The organism is Massilia hydrophila, from assembly GCF_020208145.1.
Lineage (GTDB): Bacteria > Pseudomonadota > Gammaproteobacteria > Burkholderiales > Burkholderiaceae_D > Telluria > Telluria hydrophila.
Genome location: NZ_JAHYBX010000010.1, coordinates 71,763 through 88,388, shown reverse-complemented (window position 1 = coordinate 88,388; position 16,626 = coordinate 71,763). Strand labels below are relative to the sequence as shown.

The 16,626-nt window shown below is 66.2% G+C and carries 11 protein-coding genes; 3 read left to right on the top strand and 8 right to left on the bottom strand.

The window, feature by feature from the left end:
- Positions 1-3 precede the first annotated feature (3 nt).
- On the top strand, positions 4-1,311 hold the full coding sequence (locus tag LE190_RS18950) for a DUF3426 domain-containing protein (RefSeq protein WP_225240170.1): 1,308 nt from the start codon (positions 4-6) through the stop codon (positions 1,309-1,311).
- Between the two features lie 10 nt (positions 1,312-1,321).
- Positions 1,322-2,263: a carbohydrate kinase family protein gene (locus LE190_RS18945; protein WP_225240169.1), complete on the top strand. Its 942-nt coding sequence runs from the start codon at positions 1,322-1,324 to the stop codon at positions 2,261-2,263.
- Between the two features lie 83 nt (positions 2,264-2,346).
- Here LE190_RS18945 and LE190_RS18940 read toward each other — a convergent pair whose 3' ends face one another.
- The 5 genes from LE190_RS18940 to LE190_RS18920 all read right to left on the bottom strand — a co-directional run bounded on the left by LE190_RS18940 (position 2,347) and on the right by LE190_RS18920 (position 8,610).
- Positions 2,347-2,820, bottom strand: a complete 474-nt coding sequence (locus tag LE190_RS18940) for a YggT family protein (protein WP_229517378.1) — start codon at positions 2,818-2,820, stop codon at positions 2,347-2,349.
- Between the two features lie 139 nt (positions 2,821-2,959).
- Positions 2,960-4,426, bottom strand: a complete 1,467-nt coding sequence (locus tag LE190_RS18935; protein WP_225240167.1) for a transcriptional regulator — start codon at positions 4,424-4,426, stop codon at positions 2,960-2,962.
- Between the two features lie 699 nt (positions 4,427-5,125).
- On the bottom strand, positions 5,126-6,772 hold the full coding sequence (locus LE190_RS18930) for a glycosyltransferase family 4 protein (RefSeq protein ID WP_225240166.1): 1,647 nt from the start codon (positions 6,770-6,772) through the stop codon (positions 5,126-5,128).
- Positions 6,773-6,928: 156 nt separating this feature from the next.
- A complete protein-coding gene (curA, locus tag LE190_RS18925; RefSeq protein WP_225240165.1) occupies positions 6,929-7,954 on the bottom strand; it encodes an NADPH-dependent curcumin/dihydrocurcumin reductase in 1,026 nt (341 codons plus the stop codon).
- A 110-nt stretch (positions 7,955-8,064) separates the two neighbouring features.
- Positions 8,065-8,610 carry a hypothetical protein gene (locus tag LE190_RS18920; RefSeq protein ID WP_225240164.1) on the bottom strand — a complete coding sequence of 182 codons (546 nt, stop codon included), beginning with the start codon at positions 8,608-8,610 and terminating at the stop codon, positions 8,065-8,067.
- 198 nt (positions 8,611-8,808) lie between these two features.
- Here LE190_RS18920 and LE190_RS18915 point away from each other — a divergent pair, with 198 nt between their 5' ends.
- The gene (locus tag LE190_RS18915) at positions 8,809-11,277 is read left to right on the top strand and encodes a hybrid sensor histidine kinase/response regulator (RefSeq protein ID WP_225240163.1); all 2,469 of its coding nucleotides are present in this window, start codon (positions 8,809-8,811) and stop codon (positions 11,275-11,277) included.
- On the opposite strand, the gene LE190_RS18910 is transcribed toward LE190_RS18915, so the two are convergent.
- The 3 genes from LE190_RS18910 to LE190_RS18900 form a co-directional block, all read right to left on the bottom strand.
- Positions 11,274-11,831, bottom strand: a complete 558-nt coding sequence (locus LE190_RS18910) for a DUF4256 domain-containing protein (RefSeq protein WP_225240162.1) — start codon at positions 11,829-11,831, stop codon at positions 11,274-11,276. The two genes, LE190_RS18915 and LE190_RS18910, sit on opposite strands and share 4 nt — an antisense overlap.
- Before the next feature lie 129 nt (positions 11,832-11,960).
- Positions 11,961-13,070 (bottom strand): ribonucleotide-diphosphate reductase subunit beta, encoded by a 1,110-nt coding sequence (locus tag LE190_RS18905; RefSeq protein WP_225240161.1) that lies wholly within the window; start codon positions 13,068-13,070, stop codon positions 11,961-11,963.
- A 158-nt stretch (positions 13,071-13,228) separates the two neighbouring features.
- A complete protein-coding gene (locus LE190_RS18900) occupies positions 13,229-16,180 on the bottom strand; it encodes a ribonucleoside-diphosphate reductase subunit alpha (RefSeq protein WP_225240160.1) in 2,952 nt (983 codons plus the stop codon).
- Positions 16,181-16,626 lie beyond the last annotated feature (446 nt).

Sequence of the window (16,626 nt, the reverse complement as noted above, 5' to 3'; positions counted from 1 at the left end):
GGCATGGCCCTCGCTACCCAATGCCCCCACTGCGGCACCGTGTTCCGCGTCGCCGCGGACCAGCTCAAGCTGCGTGGGGGCATCGTCCGTTGCGGCGCCTGCACCCAGGTCTTCGATGGCAATGCCGCCCTGGTAGACCTGGAGGGCGCTTCCGCGCCTCCTTCCGCCACGCCGGCTCCCGTGCCGCCGCCCGTGACTGCCGCGCCGGCGGCCGAGGAAACGGGCGACGAAGCCATTTATACGCTCGAATTCGACCGTACCTTCGCGCCTTTCGGCATCTTGCCGCAGGCCAGCACCGTGCCGGCGGCACCAGTGCCGCCGATGGCACCTGCCCCTGCGCTTGCGCCGGTACCCGAGCCAGAACCTGAGCCTGAGCCGGTACCGGAACCGCCTCCTGCGCCGCAACTCGAACCCGAGCCGGAAGCGGCACCCTCCCCCGCAGCACCCACCACGACGGCGACGGCGGGTACTGCCATAACTACAGCTACAGCGCAGGAGCATGCGCACGCTCCCGCAGCGGCGCCGGATCCGGCAGTGCCTGCATCCTCGGCGGCCCCGGCACCGGGCGGGCCATCCGCGCGCCCCGCGCAGGCGCTCCCGCCGCCGCTGCTGCTGCGCGAATCGGGCCCTGCCACCGTCACCCTGCCGCTGCCGCCCAGCGCGCCACCAGTCGCCCCGCGCACGCCGCGCACCAAGGCAGCCAAGGCGGCCAAGGCCGCGGACGCGCGCGCGCGCCGCGCCCGGCCGGCGCCGGCCAGCATCGAAGCGCCCAAGCCGCCGCCGGAGCCGGACGAACCTGCCTTCGTGCGCCGCACCCGCCAGCGCGAGCGCTCGGGCAAGACGCTGCGCATCGCGCTCGCCACCGGCAGCGTCGTCCTGCTGCTGGTCCTCGCCGCCCAGCTGGTGCGCAGCTTCCACGACCCGCTGGCGGCCCGCTATCCCGCCTTCAAGCCGGCGCTGGTGTCACTGTGCGGCCTGCTCGGCTGCCGGGTCGAGCTGCCGACGCGCATCGAACAGCTGGTGATCGATACCGGCGAACTCACCACCCTCGGCGGCAACGCCTATACCTTCACGACCCAGCTGCGCAACCAGGGCGATACCGTACAGGCGTGGCCCAGCCTCGAACTGACCCTGTCCAGCGCCGACGACAAGCCGCTGGTACGGCGCGTGTTCGGTCCGCGCGACTACCTGCCCGCCGGGCCGCTGCTGGCAGCCGGCTTCCCCGCCCGCGCCGAACAGCCGGTAAAACTGCACTTCCGCGTCGAGGAACCGGCGCCGTCCGGTTACCATGTCGCCGTCTTCTATCCCTGAAAGCCCATCCATGACCCACACCGCCCTGATCTGCGGCTCGATCGCCTTCGACAAGATCATGCAGTACCACGGCCGCTTCGCCGACACCCTGCTGGCCGACCAGCTGCACCGCGTCAACGTGTCCTTCCTGGTGCCGAGCTTGCGCCTCGAGTACGGCGGCTGCGCGGTGAACATCGCCTACAACCTCAAGCTGCTGGGCGGCGAGCCGCTGGTCATGGGCACCATCGGCCAAGATGGCGGCGACTACCTGGAGCGCATGCGCAAGCAAGGCCTGGACACGCGCGCCATCCGCACCGTCCCCGACGCCTATACGGCGCAGTGCTTCGTCACCGCCGACCAGGACAACAACCAGATCAATGCCTTCCACCCGGGCGCCATGCAGCATTCGCACGAAAACAACGTGGGCGACCAGGGTCCGCTGCGGGTGGCGATCATCTCGCCGGATGGCCGCGACGGCATGCTCAAGCACGCGGCCGACTGCGCCGCCCTCGGCGTTCCCTTCATGTTCGACCCGGGCCAGCAGCTGCCGATGTTCTCAGGCGACGAGCTGCTCCGCTTCATCGATGGCGCCAGCTACCTGGCCTGCAACGACTACGAGTTCGAAGTGGTGATGGACCGCACCGGCCTGGGGCTGGAACAGATCGCGGCGCGCCTGGACGCGCTGGTCGTCACGCGCGGCGGCGAAGGCTCGGACATCTATGCAGGCGGCGAGCGGCACCGCATTCCGGCGGTCCAGGCCGAGCAGGTGGTCGACCCCACCGGCTGTGGCGACGCCTACCGCGCCGGCCTGCTGTACGGGATCACGCAAGGTTTCGACTGGCCGACCACCGGCCGCATTGCCAGCCTGCTGGGCGCGATCAAGATCGCCCATGCCGGCGGCCAGAACCATCACGTTGAACCGGAAGAGATCGATCGCAGGTTCGAGGCGGCCTTCGGCTACCGCTTCCGCTGAACAGCGCAGCCGGCGGCGGCCGGCAAGGGATGAAAAAGGGGCCCCCATGGGGCCCCTCGTCGTTTGCCGCGCCGGGTGCGCCGTCAGCCGTAGAAGAGTTGCTGCAGCACGAACTTGATGATCTGGATCAGCACGAAGGCCACCAGCACCGACAGGTCGATTCCGCCCACCGGCGGCACCACGCGCCGGATCGGACGCAGGATCGGCGTATTCAGCGCGTGCACGAAGGGCGCCAGCGGCGCATGCGGGTTGACCCAGCTGAACACCACCTCGATGATCAGGAGCGCCATGAAGCCATACAGGATCCAGGTCAGGAAGCGGTACAGCGCATGGGTCAGCACCATTTCCCACGGCATTCCCGCCACCAGCAGCAGCGAACTGGCCAGCAGCACCACCAGGAAGGCGCCGATCAGGCTCGCCCAGTCATAGCCGCCCATGCCGGGTACCAGGCGCCGCAGGGGCAGCACCAGCCAGTCGGTCAGGGTGAAAATGAAATGGCCGATCTGCTGGGGTGGACGCACGCGGATCGCCTGCATCCAGAAGCGCAGCAGCAGCATTCCTCCCAGCAGGCTGGCAGCGGTATCGACAATAAACTGGAGAATGGACAGCACGTAGGCTCCTCAAAAAAAACCGCCGTGTGAAAATCACACAGCGGTATTTTGCCTGATCCAGGCAAGACTCGCCATCGAGCCCGGATTATGGGCGGCTGCTGGTCGGGAATGGCCAGGCCGCTGCCGGCGACAGCGTGGTTTTTGCCGCCGGAGCTGGCGCGGCTGCCTTGCTGTCGGCCTTGCCATCCGATTTCGAATCGGATTTCGATTCTGGTTTGGTGTCGGCTTTTGCCTCGGCCTTGGTTTCCTGCTTGGAATCGGCTTTCGAATCCGCCTTGGTGTCGGCCTTGCTATCGGCTTTCACTTCTGGTTTGGTATCGGCTTTGGTTTCCGGTTTCGATTCGGCTTTTACTTCCGGCTTGGCTTCGGCTTTTGCAGCAGGCTTGGCAGCAGCGGATTTGGATGCAGCCGATTTAGCCGGCGCAGCGGTTTTGGCCGGTGCAGCCGATTTGGCCGGAGCAGCGGATTTGGCCGGTGCAGCCGATTTAGCGGGTGCAGCCGATTTAGCCGGTGCAGCCGATTTAGCCGGAGCAGCGGATTTAGCCGGTGCTGCCGCTTTCTTGGCCGCAGGTTTGGCAGCGGCTTTCGCCGGCGCGGCGGCTTTGGTCGCGGCCGCTTTCTTCGCCGCCGGCTTGGCTACCGATTTGGTGGCAGCAGTTTTAGCGACGGTCGCTTTCTTTGCAGCCGGCTTGGCGGCGGTTTTTGCAGCCGGCTTGGCAGCCGTTTTCTTGGCTGCAGGTTTGGCGGCCGATTTTGCAGCCGGCTTTGCAGCCGGCTTTGCAGCCGATTTTGCAGTCGACTTGGTTGCCGATTTTGCCGTGGTCTTGGCTGCCGATTTCACGGCAGGCTTGGCAGCTGCTTTCTTGGCTGCAGGTTTAGCAGCAGCTTTCTTGGCTGCAGGTTTAGCAGCAGCTTTCTTGGCTGCAGGTTTAGCAGCAGCTTTCTTGGCTGCAGGTTTAGCAGCAGCTTTCTTGGCTGCAGGCTTGGCTGCCGCTTTCTTTGCTGCAGGTTTTGCTGCCGGCTTGGCGGCGGCTTTCTTGGCGGCAGGCTTGGCGGCTGGCTTGGCGGCGGCCTTCTTGGCTGCCGGCTTGGCGGCCGCTTTCTTCGCTGCAGGTTTTGCTGCCGGCTTGGCGGCGGCTTTCTTGGCGGCCGGCTTGGCGGCGGCTTTCTTTGCTGCAGGTTTTGCTGCCGGCTTGGCTGCCGCCTTCTTGGCTGCTGGCTTGGCTGCGGTCTTTGCAACCGGTTTTGCAGCGGCTTTCTTCGCTGCCGGCTTGGCGGCGGCCTTGGTGGCGGTGGTCTTGCTTGCGGCGGTCGACTTGGTCGCGGCGGTGGCGCGCTTGGCCGCAGGCTTGGCGGCGGTGCCTGCCTTCTTCGCTGCCGGCTTGGCGGCGGTCTTGGTCGCGGTGGCCTTGGCGGCCGGCTTGGCGGCGGCGGCTTTCTTCGCTGCCGGTTTCTCGGCGGCTGCCTTTGCTGCCGGCTTGGTGGCCTTCGTCACGGACGAAGGCGCGCTTTTTGCTGCTGCCTTTGCTGCTGGTTTCTTAGCGGTTGCCATTTTGATTCTCCTTCATCTGCGATGAGAAATACGCTCAAGGTTAAAACCCGACCACCCATTGCTGGCGGGCGAATTATTCATCGGACCAAACCGCCAGGCAATTTGGGCCAATGAATCCGGCACCGGCTGAACTGCTGCAATTCCTCACAATTGCAGCGCTTCAGCCAAGGTCGACAGGCAACCGACTCAATGCGCTTTCACATCGCTACCCTCGCGGGCGCGAAAAGAAAAAGCCGCCTTGCCTGAACATGGTCAGGCAGTGCGGCTTGTTCTTTTCGCTTCGCTTACGTGCATACTGATTGAATCAGTGTCCTATTGTTTCGATCGATTACTGCCCGGATGGACGCGACAATATCACATGTTCACGTTTTGACAAATTCAATCATGTAAAGTACACGAAAACCTTGTGAGCGCGCAACCCGAACACGGCAAATCAAATCGCGTTTTCGGCCTTGAATAGCGGCGTTTCCACATTCCCGGCACAGCCCGCATCATTTGAAACGCCATTCCAATTACGCCGATGCCGCAGCGCTTTCGTATCGCTGCGCACCGCGCCGTTTCACACCAGGCGCTGTCATGCCAATTCCGGGAATCCGCTATCGGGCGGCAACGCAGCCGACGAATTGATCAGCCCTTCCCGCTTGGACCCACTGATATGGCAAACGGTGCCCGCGACATGCACGCGATATTGCGCGCTTGCTAGTCGACGACCCGCAGCAGGTCCATCTTGCACAGCCAGGCCAGCCCGCGCAGCAGCGTCGGCCGGTCGCAGGGGCCGAGCGTGTCGATCAGTTCCTCCACCTCCAGCGGACGCGGGCCGATGGCGCCGAACAGGCGGCCGAAGTCTTCCAGCGTCGGCAGCGAAGCCGCCGCGAAACGGTTGATGGCCAGCTCGCGGTACTGGTTGACCCGTGCCAGCGAGGCATCCGGCGCCAGCTCCACCAGCGAGGCCGCGCCGAGCGCGCGGGTCGGGTAGCTGGCAAACAGGCGGAACGGATCGGGGCGGTCGGGCGCGCGTGCGGGCAGCGGCGGCGCCAGCACCGGGTCGGCGCGCCGGCGCTCGGCCAGTTCGTCCCACAGGGCGCGGTAGCGCCTGAAGATCACGCTCCAGTCGAACTCCGATCGGGCCCGTGCGCGCCCCTGGCTGCCCAGGCGCTGGCGCAAGTCCGCGTCGCGCACCAGGCGTCCGTAGGCCTGTGCCAGCAAGGCCCCGTCCAGGGCCACCGCCTGGCTGGCATGGCCGCAGTACATGTCAACGGTGTCCACGCCATCATCGTAGCGCAGCGCCAGGTCGGGACCTGCGCCCGGTCCCGGCATCACGGTCGGGATGCGGTAGCCATCGACGCCGTCGCGCACCGTGTCGCGGTAGCCGTTCCAGTCCGAGACCACGCAGGGCAGCCCGGCCGCCATTGCTTCAAGCGGGGCCAGGCCGAAGCTCTCCTGGACATTGTCGGCCAGCGAAGTGAAAACGTCGGCGGCGGCCCAGGCATCGCCCTGCTGATCCGCCGCGCGTCCATCCAGCTCGACCAGGCGCACCGAGGGACACAGCAGCGCCGCCGCTTCGCGGAACGCCGCCTCGACGGCCTCGCCGGCGGACCAGCCGGCAATCAGGAGGTGTACCCGCCGCCCGCCCTTCTCCGCCTGTTCCAGCGCCGTGAACATCTGCTGCGGATGCGACTTGGCATGCAGGGACAGGCGGCCCAGGTAGAGGAAGGCGACATCGTCCGCACCGAGGCCGAAGCGGGCGCGCGCTTCCTGGCGCCGCGCCGGGTCCGGCGCCAGGCTGTCGCAGTGCACGCCGAGCGGAATCAGGGGCAGCTGGGGCAGCTCGAAGCGCTGCGCCCCGAGCCGCGTGCGCAGGTAGTCGGCCTGCTCCTCGACCAGCACACGCAGGCTGTCGCGCACGGCGCGCGAGGTGCAGATGATGGCGTCCCAGCCGCGCACCGGCGCCACCAACAGGCTGGTCACCATGCTCATCGTCTCGTGCGAGGCGATGGCATGCGTGATGCCGCACAGGCTGTAGCGGTCCTGGCCGGCGGCCAGGCGGCGCCAGGCCAGGCGCGCGATGCCGGGGTCGGGGTGGAGCAGGCAGTCGAAGCGTTCCAGTTCCTGCGGTGCGGACTGCGGGACCCAGGCCACGCTGCCCGCATGGCCCTGTTCGCGCAGGGCCGCCGCACACGCCTCGACGTGGCTGCGTTCGGAAGCAAAGCAGCCCAGCTCGCCCGCCTCCGGATCGCGTGCGATCGCGCGCAGCAGGCCGACACCGGCCGACTGGCGGCCCATCAGTTTTTGGCCGGCGGTGGAAAATGCCTCGGGAAGATAGTGTAGGGCGAAGCGCTGGGCCATGCGGTCTCCTGCGGCCATGCGCATGCCGCCGGGGAGGCGGCGCAGGGCTGGCCTGTCGCGGCCATCATAGCGGGCGCGCGCGGACCGCGGCGCAGGCCTGCGGGCGCGGGCGCTGCCGGCGGACGGCGCCCCGGGACCATGCCGCGCGAAACCACCTCAGTCGGCCAGCTTGACGAGCAGCTTGCCGAAGTTGCGGCCCCGGAGCAGGTCGATGAAGGCGGCCGGGGCATGGTCCAGGCCCGCGACGATGTCTTCGCGGTAGCGCAGCCTGCCATCGGTGATCCAGCCCGCGGCCTCCTGGTAGAAGGCGGGCTGCATGGCGGCGAACTCGCGCTGGATGAATCCACGCATGCTCAGGCTCTTCTTGAGCACCTCGCCCATGAAGCGCGCCAGCTTGTCCGGCCCGGGCTCGGCCTGGGGCAAGCCGTTGTACTGGGCGATCAGGCCGCATACCGGAATCCGGGCGAAGTCGTTCAGCAGCGGGATCACCGCCTCCCACACCTTGCCGCCGACATTCTCGAAATAGACGTCGATCCCGCCCGGGCAGGCCTGCGCCAGCTGTTGCGCGAAGTCGGGCGCGCGATGGTCGATGACGGCATCGAAGCCGAGCACATCGCGCACGAAGGCGCATTTCTCGGGACCGCCCGCGATGCCGACCGCGCGCGCGCCCTTGATGCGGGCGATCTGCCCGACCACCGAGCCGACCGCGCCGCTGGCGGCGGCCACCACCACGGTTTCGCCCGGCTTCGGCTGGCCAATCTGCAGCAGGCCGGCCCAGGCCGTGAAACCGGGCATGCCCAGCACGCCGAGCGCGGTGCTGGGCGGGGCCAGCGCCGGGTCGAGCTTGCGCACGCTGGCACCATCGGCCAGCGCATAGCGCTGCCAGCCGGAGTAGGACAGCACGATATCGCCCGGCACGAAGCCCGGATGGCGCGACAGCAGGACGCGCGCCACCGTGCCGGCTTCCATGACAGCGCCGACCTCGACCGGCTTGGCATAGGACTTGCCGGCGTCCATGCGGCCGCGCATATAGGGGTCGAGCGACAGGAACAGGATCTCGAGCAGCAGCTGGCCATCGCCGGGCTCCGGCACCGGCGCCTGCACGATGCGGAAATTGTCTGGCGTGGGCATCCCTTGCGGGCGCGCGGCAAGCAGGACTTGCTGGTTCATCGGGTCGGGCATGGGGTGTCCTTTCGCTTGGTTCGGCAGGACCGGCCATGTTACTGCGCTTCGCGATTTCCTGCCGCCCGCGCCAGGCCTTTCAGCCGCCCACGCCGTGCGGCGCCAGCGCATCAGTCGCAGGCGCTGCCACCCTCGGCAATCCACCACCTCCCGCCGCGGTGGGAAAGGAGCACGCCGGCGATGCAGGCTTCGTTCGGCGCATACTGCAGCGCCACGCCATCCCCACGCCATTCGAGCGTCGCGCGCCAGGCCTGCCCCTTGGCCATCACTTCCCGCACCAGTTCCTCGTTCGGTGGCAGGTACGCGACATCCGGGTCGGAGCCGGTGCCTTCGTAGACCATTTTCGTCCGGGGACCCAGCAGCAGCCGGACCTGGCGCACGTTGGCGGGCGTGGCGGGCGCGCACAGGAGCGTGTCGACGGCCCGCCACAGCGCCGGCGTGGCGGGAAGCTTCAGCCCGTCCAGCGAGGCCTTCAGGGCCTTGCGCTCGCCGGCCTTGCACGCATGCGGATACCGGTTGCCATGGACGTCCAGGTCTGCAAGCGCCTGCGGCGCAGCGGTGGTGGTGGTGGTGGCGGTGGCACCGAGCAGGCCCGCTGCCAGCAGGCACGCGAGGTGGCAGGAAAAGCGGCGCATTGTCTTCCTTTCAATGAACATGGACCTTGGTGGAGGCCAGCGCATGCATTAGACAGGCTTTGCCGGAAAGTCGCCTCCGTTAACGACAAAGGCCCTTCACGATGGATGGTCCTGTCCATCCACTCTGCCTTGGGACGCGAGGCTGGTACCTGGCGCGATGCCGGATGCGGCAGGGCTATAATCGTGCACAACACGTCCACGGCCACAACAATCGACCACATGCCGACACCAATACCGATGGCCAGGAACGAGGACGCGTCGTCCCTGCACGCCGAACTCGCCCGCTACCGCTTCATCACGGGACTCGACGACGCCATCCGCCTGCTGACCGATCCGGAACAGATCGCCCATACCGCCGCGCGCCTGCTCGGCGAGTTTCTCGGCGCGGACCGCTGCGCCTATGCCTACGTGAGCGAAGAACAGGGCAGCTTCACCCTCGCCGGCAACTACACCCGGGACGTTCCCAGCATCGTTGGACGCTACCAGCTGGCCGCCTTCGGCGCCGAGTTCGTCCGCCTGAACCGCCTGGGCCAGCCTTACGTCGTGGAAGACAGCGAGCTCGATACCCGTGTCGGCGACGTGCTGCAGGCCTACCGCGACACCGGGCTGCGCGCCGTGATCTCGGTCCCCGTCATCAAGGGCGACCAGTGGGTGGCCGGCATGGCCCTGCACCAGTCGACTCCGCGCCGCTGGCAGGAGCACGAGGTACGGCTGCTGGAGGCGGTCGCCAACCGCTGCTGGGAATCGATCGAGCGCAGCCGCATCGCGATCGAGCTGCGCGTGGCCGAGGAACGCGTGCGCGGCAGCCACGACTACCTGCGCCTGCTGCTCGACTGCACCGAGGAAGGTTTTTATTCGGTGGACCGCGAAGGCGTCACCATCATGTGCAACGCGGCTTTTCTCAAGATGCTGGGATTTCGCAGCGAGGACGAGGCCATCGGCAAGAAACTGCACGGCGTGATCCACCGCGCGCATCCGGACGGCTCGCATTACTGCGTGGAGGATTGCCCGATCTACCGTGCCGCGCGCGACGGCGTGCCGGCGCTGGTGGACGACGAGATGTTCTTCCGGCTGGACGGCAGCGCCTTTCCGGTCGAGTACCGCGCCCGCCCGGTCTGGCGCGACGGCCAGCTGCAGGGCGCGGTCTGCACCTTCGTCGACCTGAGCGAGCGCCGCCGCACCGAGGATGCGCTGCGCAGGAGCGAAGCGCATCTGCAGTCGGTGTTCGGGCAGACCGCCGCCGGCATCTGCGAGACCGACCTGCAGGGCCGGATCGTGAAGATCAACGAGCGTTTTTGCGACATCGTGGGACGCAGCCATGAATCGCTGCTGGGGATGCCGATGCAGGAGATCACGCATCCGGACGACCTGGCGCTGAACCTGCCGCTGTTCAAGCGCACCATCGCGACCGGCGAGCCCTTCGAGATCGAGAAGCGCTACCTGCGCCCGGACGGCAGCGATGTCTGGGTCAACAATACCGTCAGCCTGATCCGCGCGCCGGACGGCCAGGGTGCCGACAGCATCCTCGCCGTCTGCATCGACATCGCCAAACGCAAGCGCGCCGAGGAAGCCCTGCACGACGCCGACCGCCGCAAGGATGAATTCCTGGCCATGCTGGCGCACGAACTGCGCAACCCGATGGCGCCGATCCGCGCCGCCGCCGACCTGCTGGAGTCGCGCGACCTGGCGCCCGAGCAGCGCCGCCGCACCAGCCAGATCATCTCGCGCCAGGTCCGCCACATGACCGGCCTGGTGGACGACCTGCTGGACGTCTCGCGCGTCACGCGCGGCCTGGTGGAGCTGCAACAGGCGCGCCTCGACGTCAAGCAGGTCATCGCCGATGCCATCGAACAGACCCGTCCCCTGATGGAAGCGAAGCGCCACCGCCTGGTGGTGGAACTGGCTTTCGACGCTGCCCAGGTGCTGGGCGACCACAAGCGCCTGGTGCAGGTCCTGAGCAACCTGCTGGGCAACGCGGCCAAGTACACCCCGGCGGAAGGCCGCATCGAAGTGACGATGAGCGCGACCGACGAGCAGGTGGCGCTGGCGGTCGCGGACAACGGCATCGGCATCGCCCAGGAACTGCAGGTGCGCATCTTCGACCTGTTCGCCCAGGCCGACCGCAGTCCCGACCGCTCGCAGGGCGGCCTTGGCATCGGCCTGGCCCTGGTGCGAAGCCTGGTGGAGCTGCACGGCGGCAGCGTCGCCTGCCACAGCGAAGGCGTGGGCAAGGGCAGCCGCTTCCTCGTCACCCTGCCACGCGCGGCCGGGCGGGATGCGCATTCCGGCATCGAAGGCGGTCCGCTGGCACCGGCGCCAAGCGCTCCCCGGCGCGTGCTGGTGGTGGACGACAACGTCGATGCGGCCCAGATGCTGGGCATGTGCCTGGAGGCGGCCGGCCACGCCGTCATGATCGAGCACGATTCGCAGCAGGCGCTGGAACGGGCCCGGATCGGTCTGCCGGAAGTGTGCATCCTCGATATCGGCTTGCCGGGAATGGATGGAAACGAACTGGCGCGCCGGATGCGGGCGCAAGCCGAGACGGCCGGGGCCATGCTGATCGCCTTGACGGGCTATGGGCAGGAGCAGGACCGGCAGAACGCCATGGCGGCCGGGTTCGACCATCACCTGGTGAAACCGGTGGCGGCGCCGGAGCTGCTGGCGCTGGTGGCGCAGGTGCGGCGCTAGCGCCTGGCTTGCACGGTCAGCAGGCCGCGAAAGCCGCGCGCCGCGTAATAGGACTCGGCGCCGTTGTGGTAGGTGAATACCCGGCCGTAGCGGCGGTCGCAGAACAGCGCGCCGCCCAGCTTGCGCACGTCTGGCGGGGTAGCGATCCAGCTCGAGGTCTTGCGGTCGAATTCGCCCAGCGTTTGCAGGTGGCGGTACTGTTGTTCGGTCAGCAGTGCGATGCCCATGCCGGCTGCCACCTCCTCCGCGCTGCCGCGTGGCTTGTTTTCCTTGCGCGCTTCCCATGCGGCGCGGTCGTAGCAGATGCCGCGGCGGCCGGTGGGAGACTCCGGGGAGCAGTCGCAGAAGACGATGCCGCCGCTCGCCTCATCGATGCCGATGACGTCCGGCTCGCCGCCGGTCGCTTCCATCTGTGCCAGCGCATCCAGTGCTGCGGGGTAGTCTGCGAGTATTTTCTCTACCGCGGACCAGTCAAGTCCGGCATGGCGTTGCATGTTCCTGTCGAAGCGGGTTCTCAAGGTCTGCAGCAGTTCCTCGGCTTGTTCCAGGCGCATGGCTGCCCTTCTTCTCTCATGGCGGTGACTGCAATCAGGAACGCAAGCTTAGCACGGCGGCGGACCCGGGCATGAAAAAACCCGGCTGCCGTTGCCGGTAGCCGGGTTGCATGAGGCGGATGCTGGAGATCAGTCCCAGCTCAGCGCACCGCCGGTCTGGTACTCGGTCACGCGCGTCTCGAAGAAGTTACGCTCCTTCTTCAGGTCGATCATCTCGCTCATCCACGGGAACGGGTTCTCTTCGTTCGGGAACAGCTGCTCCAGGCCGATCTGCACGGCGCGGCGGTTGGCGATGAAGCGCAGGTAGCCCTTGAACATCGGGGCGTTCAGGCCCAGCACGCCGCGCGGCATCGTGTCTTCGGCGTAGCGGTATTCGAGGTCGACCGCCTGCATGAACAGGACCTTGAGCTCTTCGCGGAAGGCCGGGGTCCACAGTTGCGGGTTTTCCATCTTGATCGTGTTGATCAGGTCGATGCCGAAGTTCACGTGCATCGACTCGTCGCGCAGGATGTACTGGTACTGCTCGGCGGCGCCGGTCATCTTGTTCTGGCGGCCGAGCGCCAGGATCTGGGTGAAGCCGACGTAGAAGAACAGGCCTTCCATCAGGCAGGCGAACACGATGATCGACTTCAGCAGCTTCTGGTCGTTTTCCAGGGTGCCGGTCTTGAATTCCGGATCGGTCAGCACGTTGATGAACGGGATCAGGAACTGGTCCTTGTCGTGGATCGATTCGATCTCGTTGTAGGCGTTGAAGATCTCGCGCTCGTCCAGGCCCAGCGACTCGACGATGTACTGGTAGGCGTGGGTGTGGATCGCTTCCTCGAAGGCCTGGCGCAGCAGGTACTGGCGGCATTCCGGCGCCGTGATGTGGCGGTAGGTGCCCAGCACGATGTTGTTGGCGGCCAGCGAGTCGGCGGTGACGAAGAAGCCGAGGTTGCGCTTGACGATGCGGCGCTCGTCTTCGCTCAGGCCGTTCGGGCTCTTCCACAGTTCGATGTCGCGCTGCATGTTCACTTCCTGCGGCATCCAGTGGTTCGCGCAGCCGGCCAGGTACTTGTCCCATGCCCACTTGTACTTGAACGGCACCAGCTGGTTCACGTCGGTCTGGCCGTTGATGATGCGCTTGTCATCGGCGTTGACGCGCTTGGCGACTTCGGCGGCGGCAGGTGGCGCTTCGCCGGCGGCTTGCGCTGCGCGCGGGGCTGGTGTGGTGCTTGGTTCGTCGTCCCAGGAGAGCATGTGTTTGTTCCTTCTTTCGTGACTGCGTCCGCACGGGGCGGACGGTCGGTCGTATTGGTTCAGTAAAGTCAGCGGTGATTCAGGGGTGCGGCCCGGCGCTCATGCCGGTCCGCACCCGATGTCGCTGATTGACAGCTTATTGACAGCGTATTGGAAGCTTATTGGCAAGCCTCGCACTCGTCGAAGCCGGCGTCGCCCGGACGCAGGTAGCAGGCGGCGCCTTCCACCACTTCCGCGCTTGCCGCCGCAGGTGTTGCCGATGCGGCGGCCACCGGGCCATTCGCCGCCGCCGGGGCGCCGGCCGGCGCGGCATGGCCGGCCACCAGGCCGCCCGAGACCGGCACCGCGTTCAGCGCGCCGGTACGGGTGGTCGACTTTTCCATGTGCGTCGCCGCGATGGTGCGCAGGTAATACGTGGTCTTCAGGCCGCGCAGCCAGGCCAGCTTGTACGTTTCATCCAGCTTCTTGCCCGAGGCGCCGGCCATGTAGATATTCAGCGACTGGGCCTGGTCGATCCACTTCTGGCGGCGCGAAGCCTGCTCGACCAGCCACTTCGGCTCGACTTCGAAGGCGGTGGCGTAGATGTCGCGCAGGTCTTGCGGCACGCGGTCGATCTTGGACAGCGAACCGTCGAAGTACTTCAGGTCGGCGATCATGACTTCGTCCCACAGGTCGCGTGCCTTCAGGTCGCGCACCAGGTACGAATTGATCTCGGTGAACTCGCCCGACAGGTTCGACTTCACGTACAGGTTCTGGAAGGTCGGCTCGATGCAGGCCGACACGCCGATGATGTTCGAGATGGTCGCGGTCGGGGCGATCGCCACGCAGTTCGAGTTACGCATGCCGAACTGCTTGATGCGCTCGCGCACCACGCTCCAGTCCATCGATTCGCCCGTGTCCTGCTCCAGGTAGCCACCGCGTTCTTCCGCCAGCAGCTTGATCGAGTCCTGCGGCAGGATGCCGCGGTCCCACAGCGAACCTTCGTAGGTCTCGTAGCGGCCGCGCTCCTCGGCCAGCTCGGTCGAGGCCAGGTAGGCGTAGTAGCAGACGGCTTCCATCGACTTGTCGGCGAATTCCACTGCCTTCTCGGACGCGAACGGCACGCGCATCATGTGCAGGCAATCCTGGTGACCCATGATGCCCATGCCCACCGGACGGTGGCGCAGGTTCGAGTTGCGCGCCTTGTCCACGGCGTAGTAGTTGATGTCGATGACGTTGTCCAGCATGCGCATCGCGGTGCGGATGGTCTTCTGCAGCTTGGCGTGATCCAGGCCCTCGCCCTTCATGTGCTGCGGCAGGTTCACCGAGCCCAGGTTGCAGACGGCGATCTCGTCGGCGCTGGTGTTCAGCGTGATCTCGGTGCACAGGTTCGACGAGTGCACCACGCCGACGTGCTGCTGCGGCGAGCGGATGTTGCACGGATCCTTGAAGGTGATCCACGGATGGCCGGTCTCGAACAGCATCGACAGCATCTTGCGCCACAGGTCGAGCGCTTCGACCTTCTTGTACACGGTCATTTCGCCGCGCGCGGCCTTGGCTTCGTAGGCGACATACGCCTCTTCGAAAGCCTTGCCGACCTTGTCGTGCAGGTCCGGCGTTTCGCTCGGCGAGAACAGGCTCCAGTAACCCTTTTCCATCACGCGCTTCATGAACAGGTCCGGAATCCAGTTCGCGGTGTTCATGTCGTGGGTGCGGCGGCGGTCGTCGCCGGTGTTCTTGCGCAGGTCGAGGAATTCCTCGATGTCCATGTGCCAGGTTTCCAGGTAGGCGCAGACCGCGCCCTTGCGCTTGCCGCCCTGGTTCACGGCGACAGCGGTGTCGTTGACCACTTTCAGGAACGGGACCACGCCCTGCGACTTGCCGTTGGTGCCCTTGATGCGCGAGCCCAGTGCGCGGACCGGGGTCCAGTCGTTGCCCAGGCCGCCGGCGAACTTCGACAGCAGCGCGTTTTCCTTGATGGCGTCGTAGATGCCTTCCAGGTCGTCGCCGACGGTGGTCAGGTAGCACGAGGACAGCTGCGAGCGGCGGGTGCCCGAGTTGAACAGGGTCGGGGTCGAGCTCATGAAATCAAAACTCGACAGCAGGTTGTAGAACTCGATGGCGCGCGCTTCGCGGTCGCTTTCCCTCAGGGCCAGGCCCATCGCGACGCGCATGTAGAAGGCCTGCGGCATCTCGATGCGGGTTTCGCGCACGTGCAGGAAGTAACGGTCGTACAGGGTCTGCAGGCCGATGTAGCCGAACTGCAGGTCGCGGTCGGCCACTAAGGCTTTCGCCAGGCGCTCGAGGTCGTAGGTGCCCAGCGCTTCGTCCAGCAGCTCGTTCTGGATGCCCTTGGCGATGTACTGCGGGAAGTAGGTGATGTACTCAAGAGCGGCGCCGGCCTGCGGCACTTCATGGCCGAAGACTTCCTTGCGGATGGTATGCAGCAGGATGCGCGCGGTGACCTGGCTGTAGGCCGGGTCTTTTTCCATCAGGGCGCGGGCGGCCAGGATGGCCGACTTGTGCAGCTCCTCGACCGGCACGCCGTCGTACAGGTTCTTCAGGGTCTCGGCGACGATGGCGTCGGCGTCGACATGCTTTTCCAGGCCGGAGCAGGCGGCGTTCACGAGGGCGTGGACGTCGTTCATGTCGAGCGGACGGCGCTCGCCGCCGTCGACCACGTGGATCTGCGGCGCGGCGACCGGGGTGCCGCCAGCGGCTGCCTTGGCGGCCTTGCGTTCTTCCATGCGCTTGGCGCGGTACAGCACATACTCGCGCGCGACGTCATGCTCGCCCGAGCGCATCAGCGACAGTTCGACCTGGTCCTGCACGTCCTCGATGTGGAAGGTGCCGCCGTTCGGCTGGCGGCGCACCAGCGCGGCCACCACGTTGTTGGTCAGCTGTTCCACCAGCTCGCGGATGCGGGCCGAGACCGCGCCCTGGCCGCCGGCGACGGCGAGGAAGGCCTTGGTCATCGCGACCGAGATCTTGTGCGGCTCGAACGCGACCACGGCGCCGTTGCGGCGGATGACGCGATAGTCGCCACGCGCGGCGATCTCGGCCGGGGTGGCGGTGGCCGCCGCGCCAGGTGCGACGTGCGGAACGATCGAAATGTCTTGTGCTGTTTGCATTGAGCCTCCAGTGGCAGCGGAACCTGCCGTCGTTTGTTTTAACCAGCCTTGTCAACTGGACAAAATTTTGAGCAAAGCGAACCCCCGCCAGCGAAAACGATTGCTGACAATCAAGAAAAGAACATTACGGCAGGGTAGAAAATCGCTGATGAATCAGTGGCTTGCAGAGCAAGCTTCACGTCGATGCTGAACTAGTTGCTTGTCGTTCAGTACCACTATATCTAGTGTTCAACGTTGAGATCAGACTAATTGTAGTGGCTGCCCCAGGTCAGGGCAAGCGAATTACTTTTCAATTTATGGCCTTTTTTTTGCCTCGCAGGCTTGACAAGACGTTATAGCGAGAATGGTGGGCAGCTCGCGGTGAGTAAGTGCTAACCAAGGCCGCCAGCGCTGCTCACTGAGTAATCAAGGCCATCCGGGCTGCATCATCCTTGTTAATTTTGCAC

Coding starts and splice junctions, on each gene's coding strand:
- LE190_RS18910 (WP_225240162.1), bottom strand. CDS start 11,831: ATGCGCCTGGAACAAGCCGAGGAACTGCTGCAGACCTTGAGAACCCGC.
- LE190_RS18920 (WP_225240164.1), bottom strand. CDS start 8,610: ATGTTCATTGAAAGGAAGACAATGCGCCGCTTTTCCTGCCACCTCGCG.
- LE190_RS18900 (WP_225240160.1), bottom strand. CDS start 16,180: ATGCAAACAGCACAAGACATTTCGATCGTTCCGCACGTCGCACCTGGC.
- LE190_RS18950 (WP_225240170.1), top strand. CDS start 4: ATGGCCCTCGCTACCCAATGCCCCCACTGCGGCACCGTGTTCCGCGTC.
- LE190_RS18945 (WP_225240169.1), top strand. CDS start 1,322: ATGACCCACACCGCCCTGATCTGCGGCTCGATCGCCTTCGACAAGATC.
- LE190_RS18940 (WP_229517378.1), bottom strand. CDS start 2,820: ATGCTGCTGCTGCGCTTCTGGATGCAGGCGATCCGCGTGCGTCCACCC.
- curA (WP_225240165.1), bottom strand. CDS start 7,954: ATGCCCGACCCGATGAACCAGCAAGTCCTGCTTGCCGCGCGCCCGCAA.
- LE190_RS18915 (WP_225240163.1), top strand. CDS start 8,809: ATGCCGACACCAATACCGATGGCCAGGAACGAGGACGCGTCGTCCCTG.
- LE190_RS18930 (WP_225240166.1), bottom strand. CDS start 6,772: ATGGCCCAGCGCTTCGCCCTACACTATCTTCCCGAGGCATTTTCCACC.
- LE190_RS18935 (WP_225240167.1), bottom strand. CDS start 4,426: ATGGCAACCGCTAAGAAACCAGCAGCAAAGGCAGCAGCAAAAAGCGCG.
- LE190_RS18905 (WP_225240161.1), bottom strand. CDS start 13,070: ATGCTCTCCTGGGACGACGAACCAAGCACCACACCAGCCCCGCGCGCA.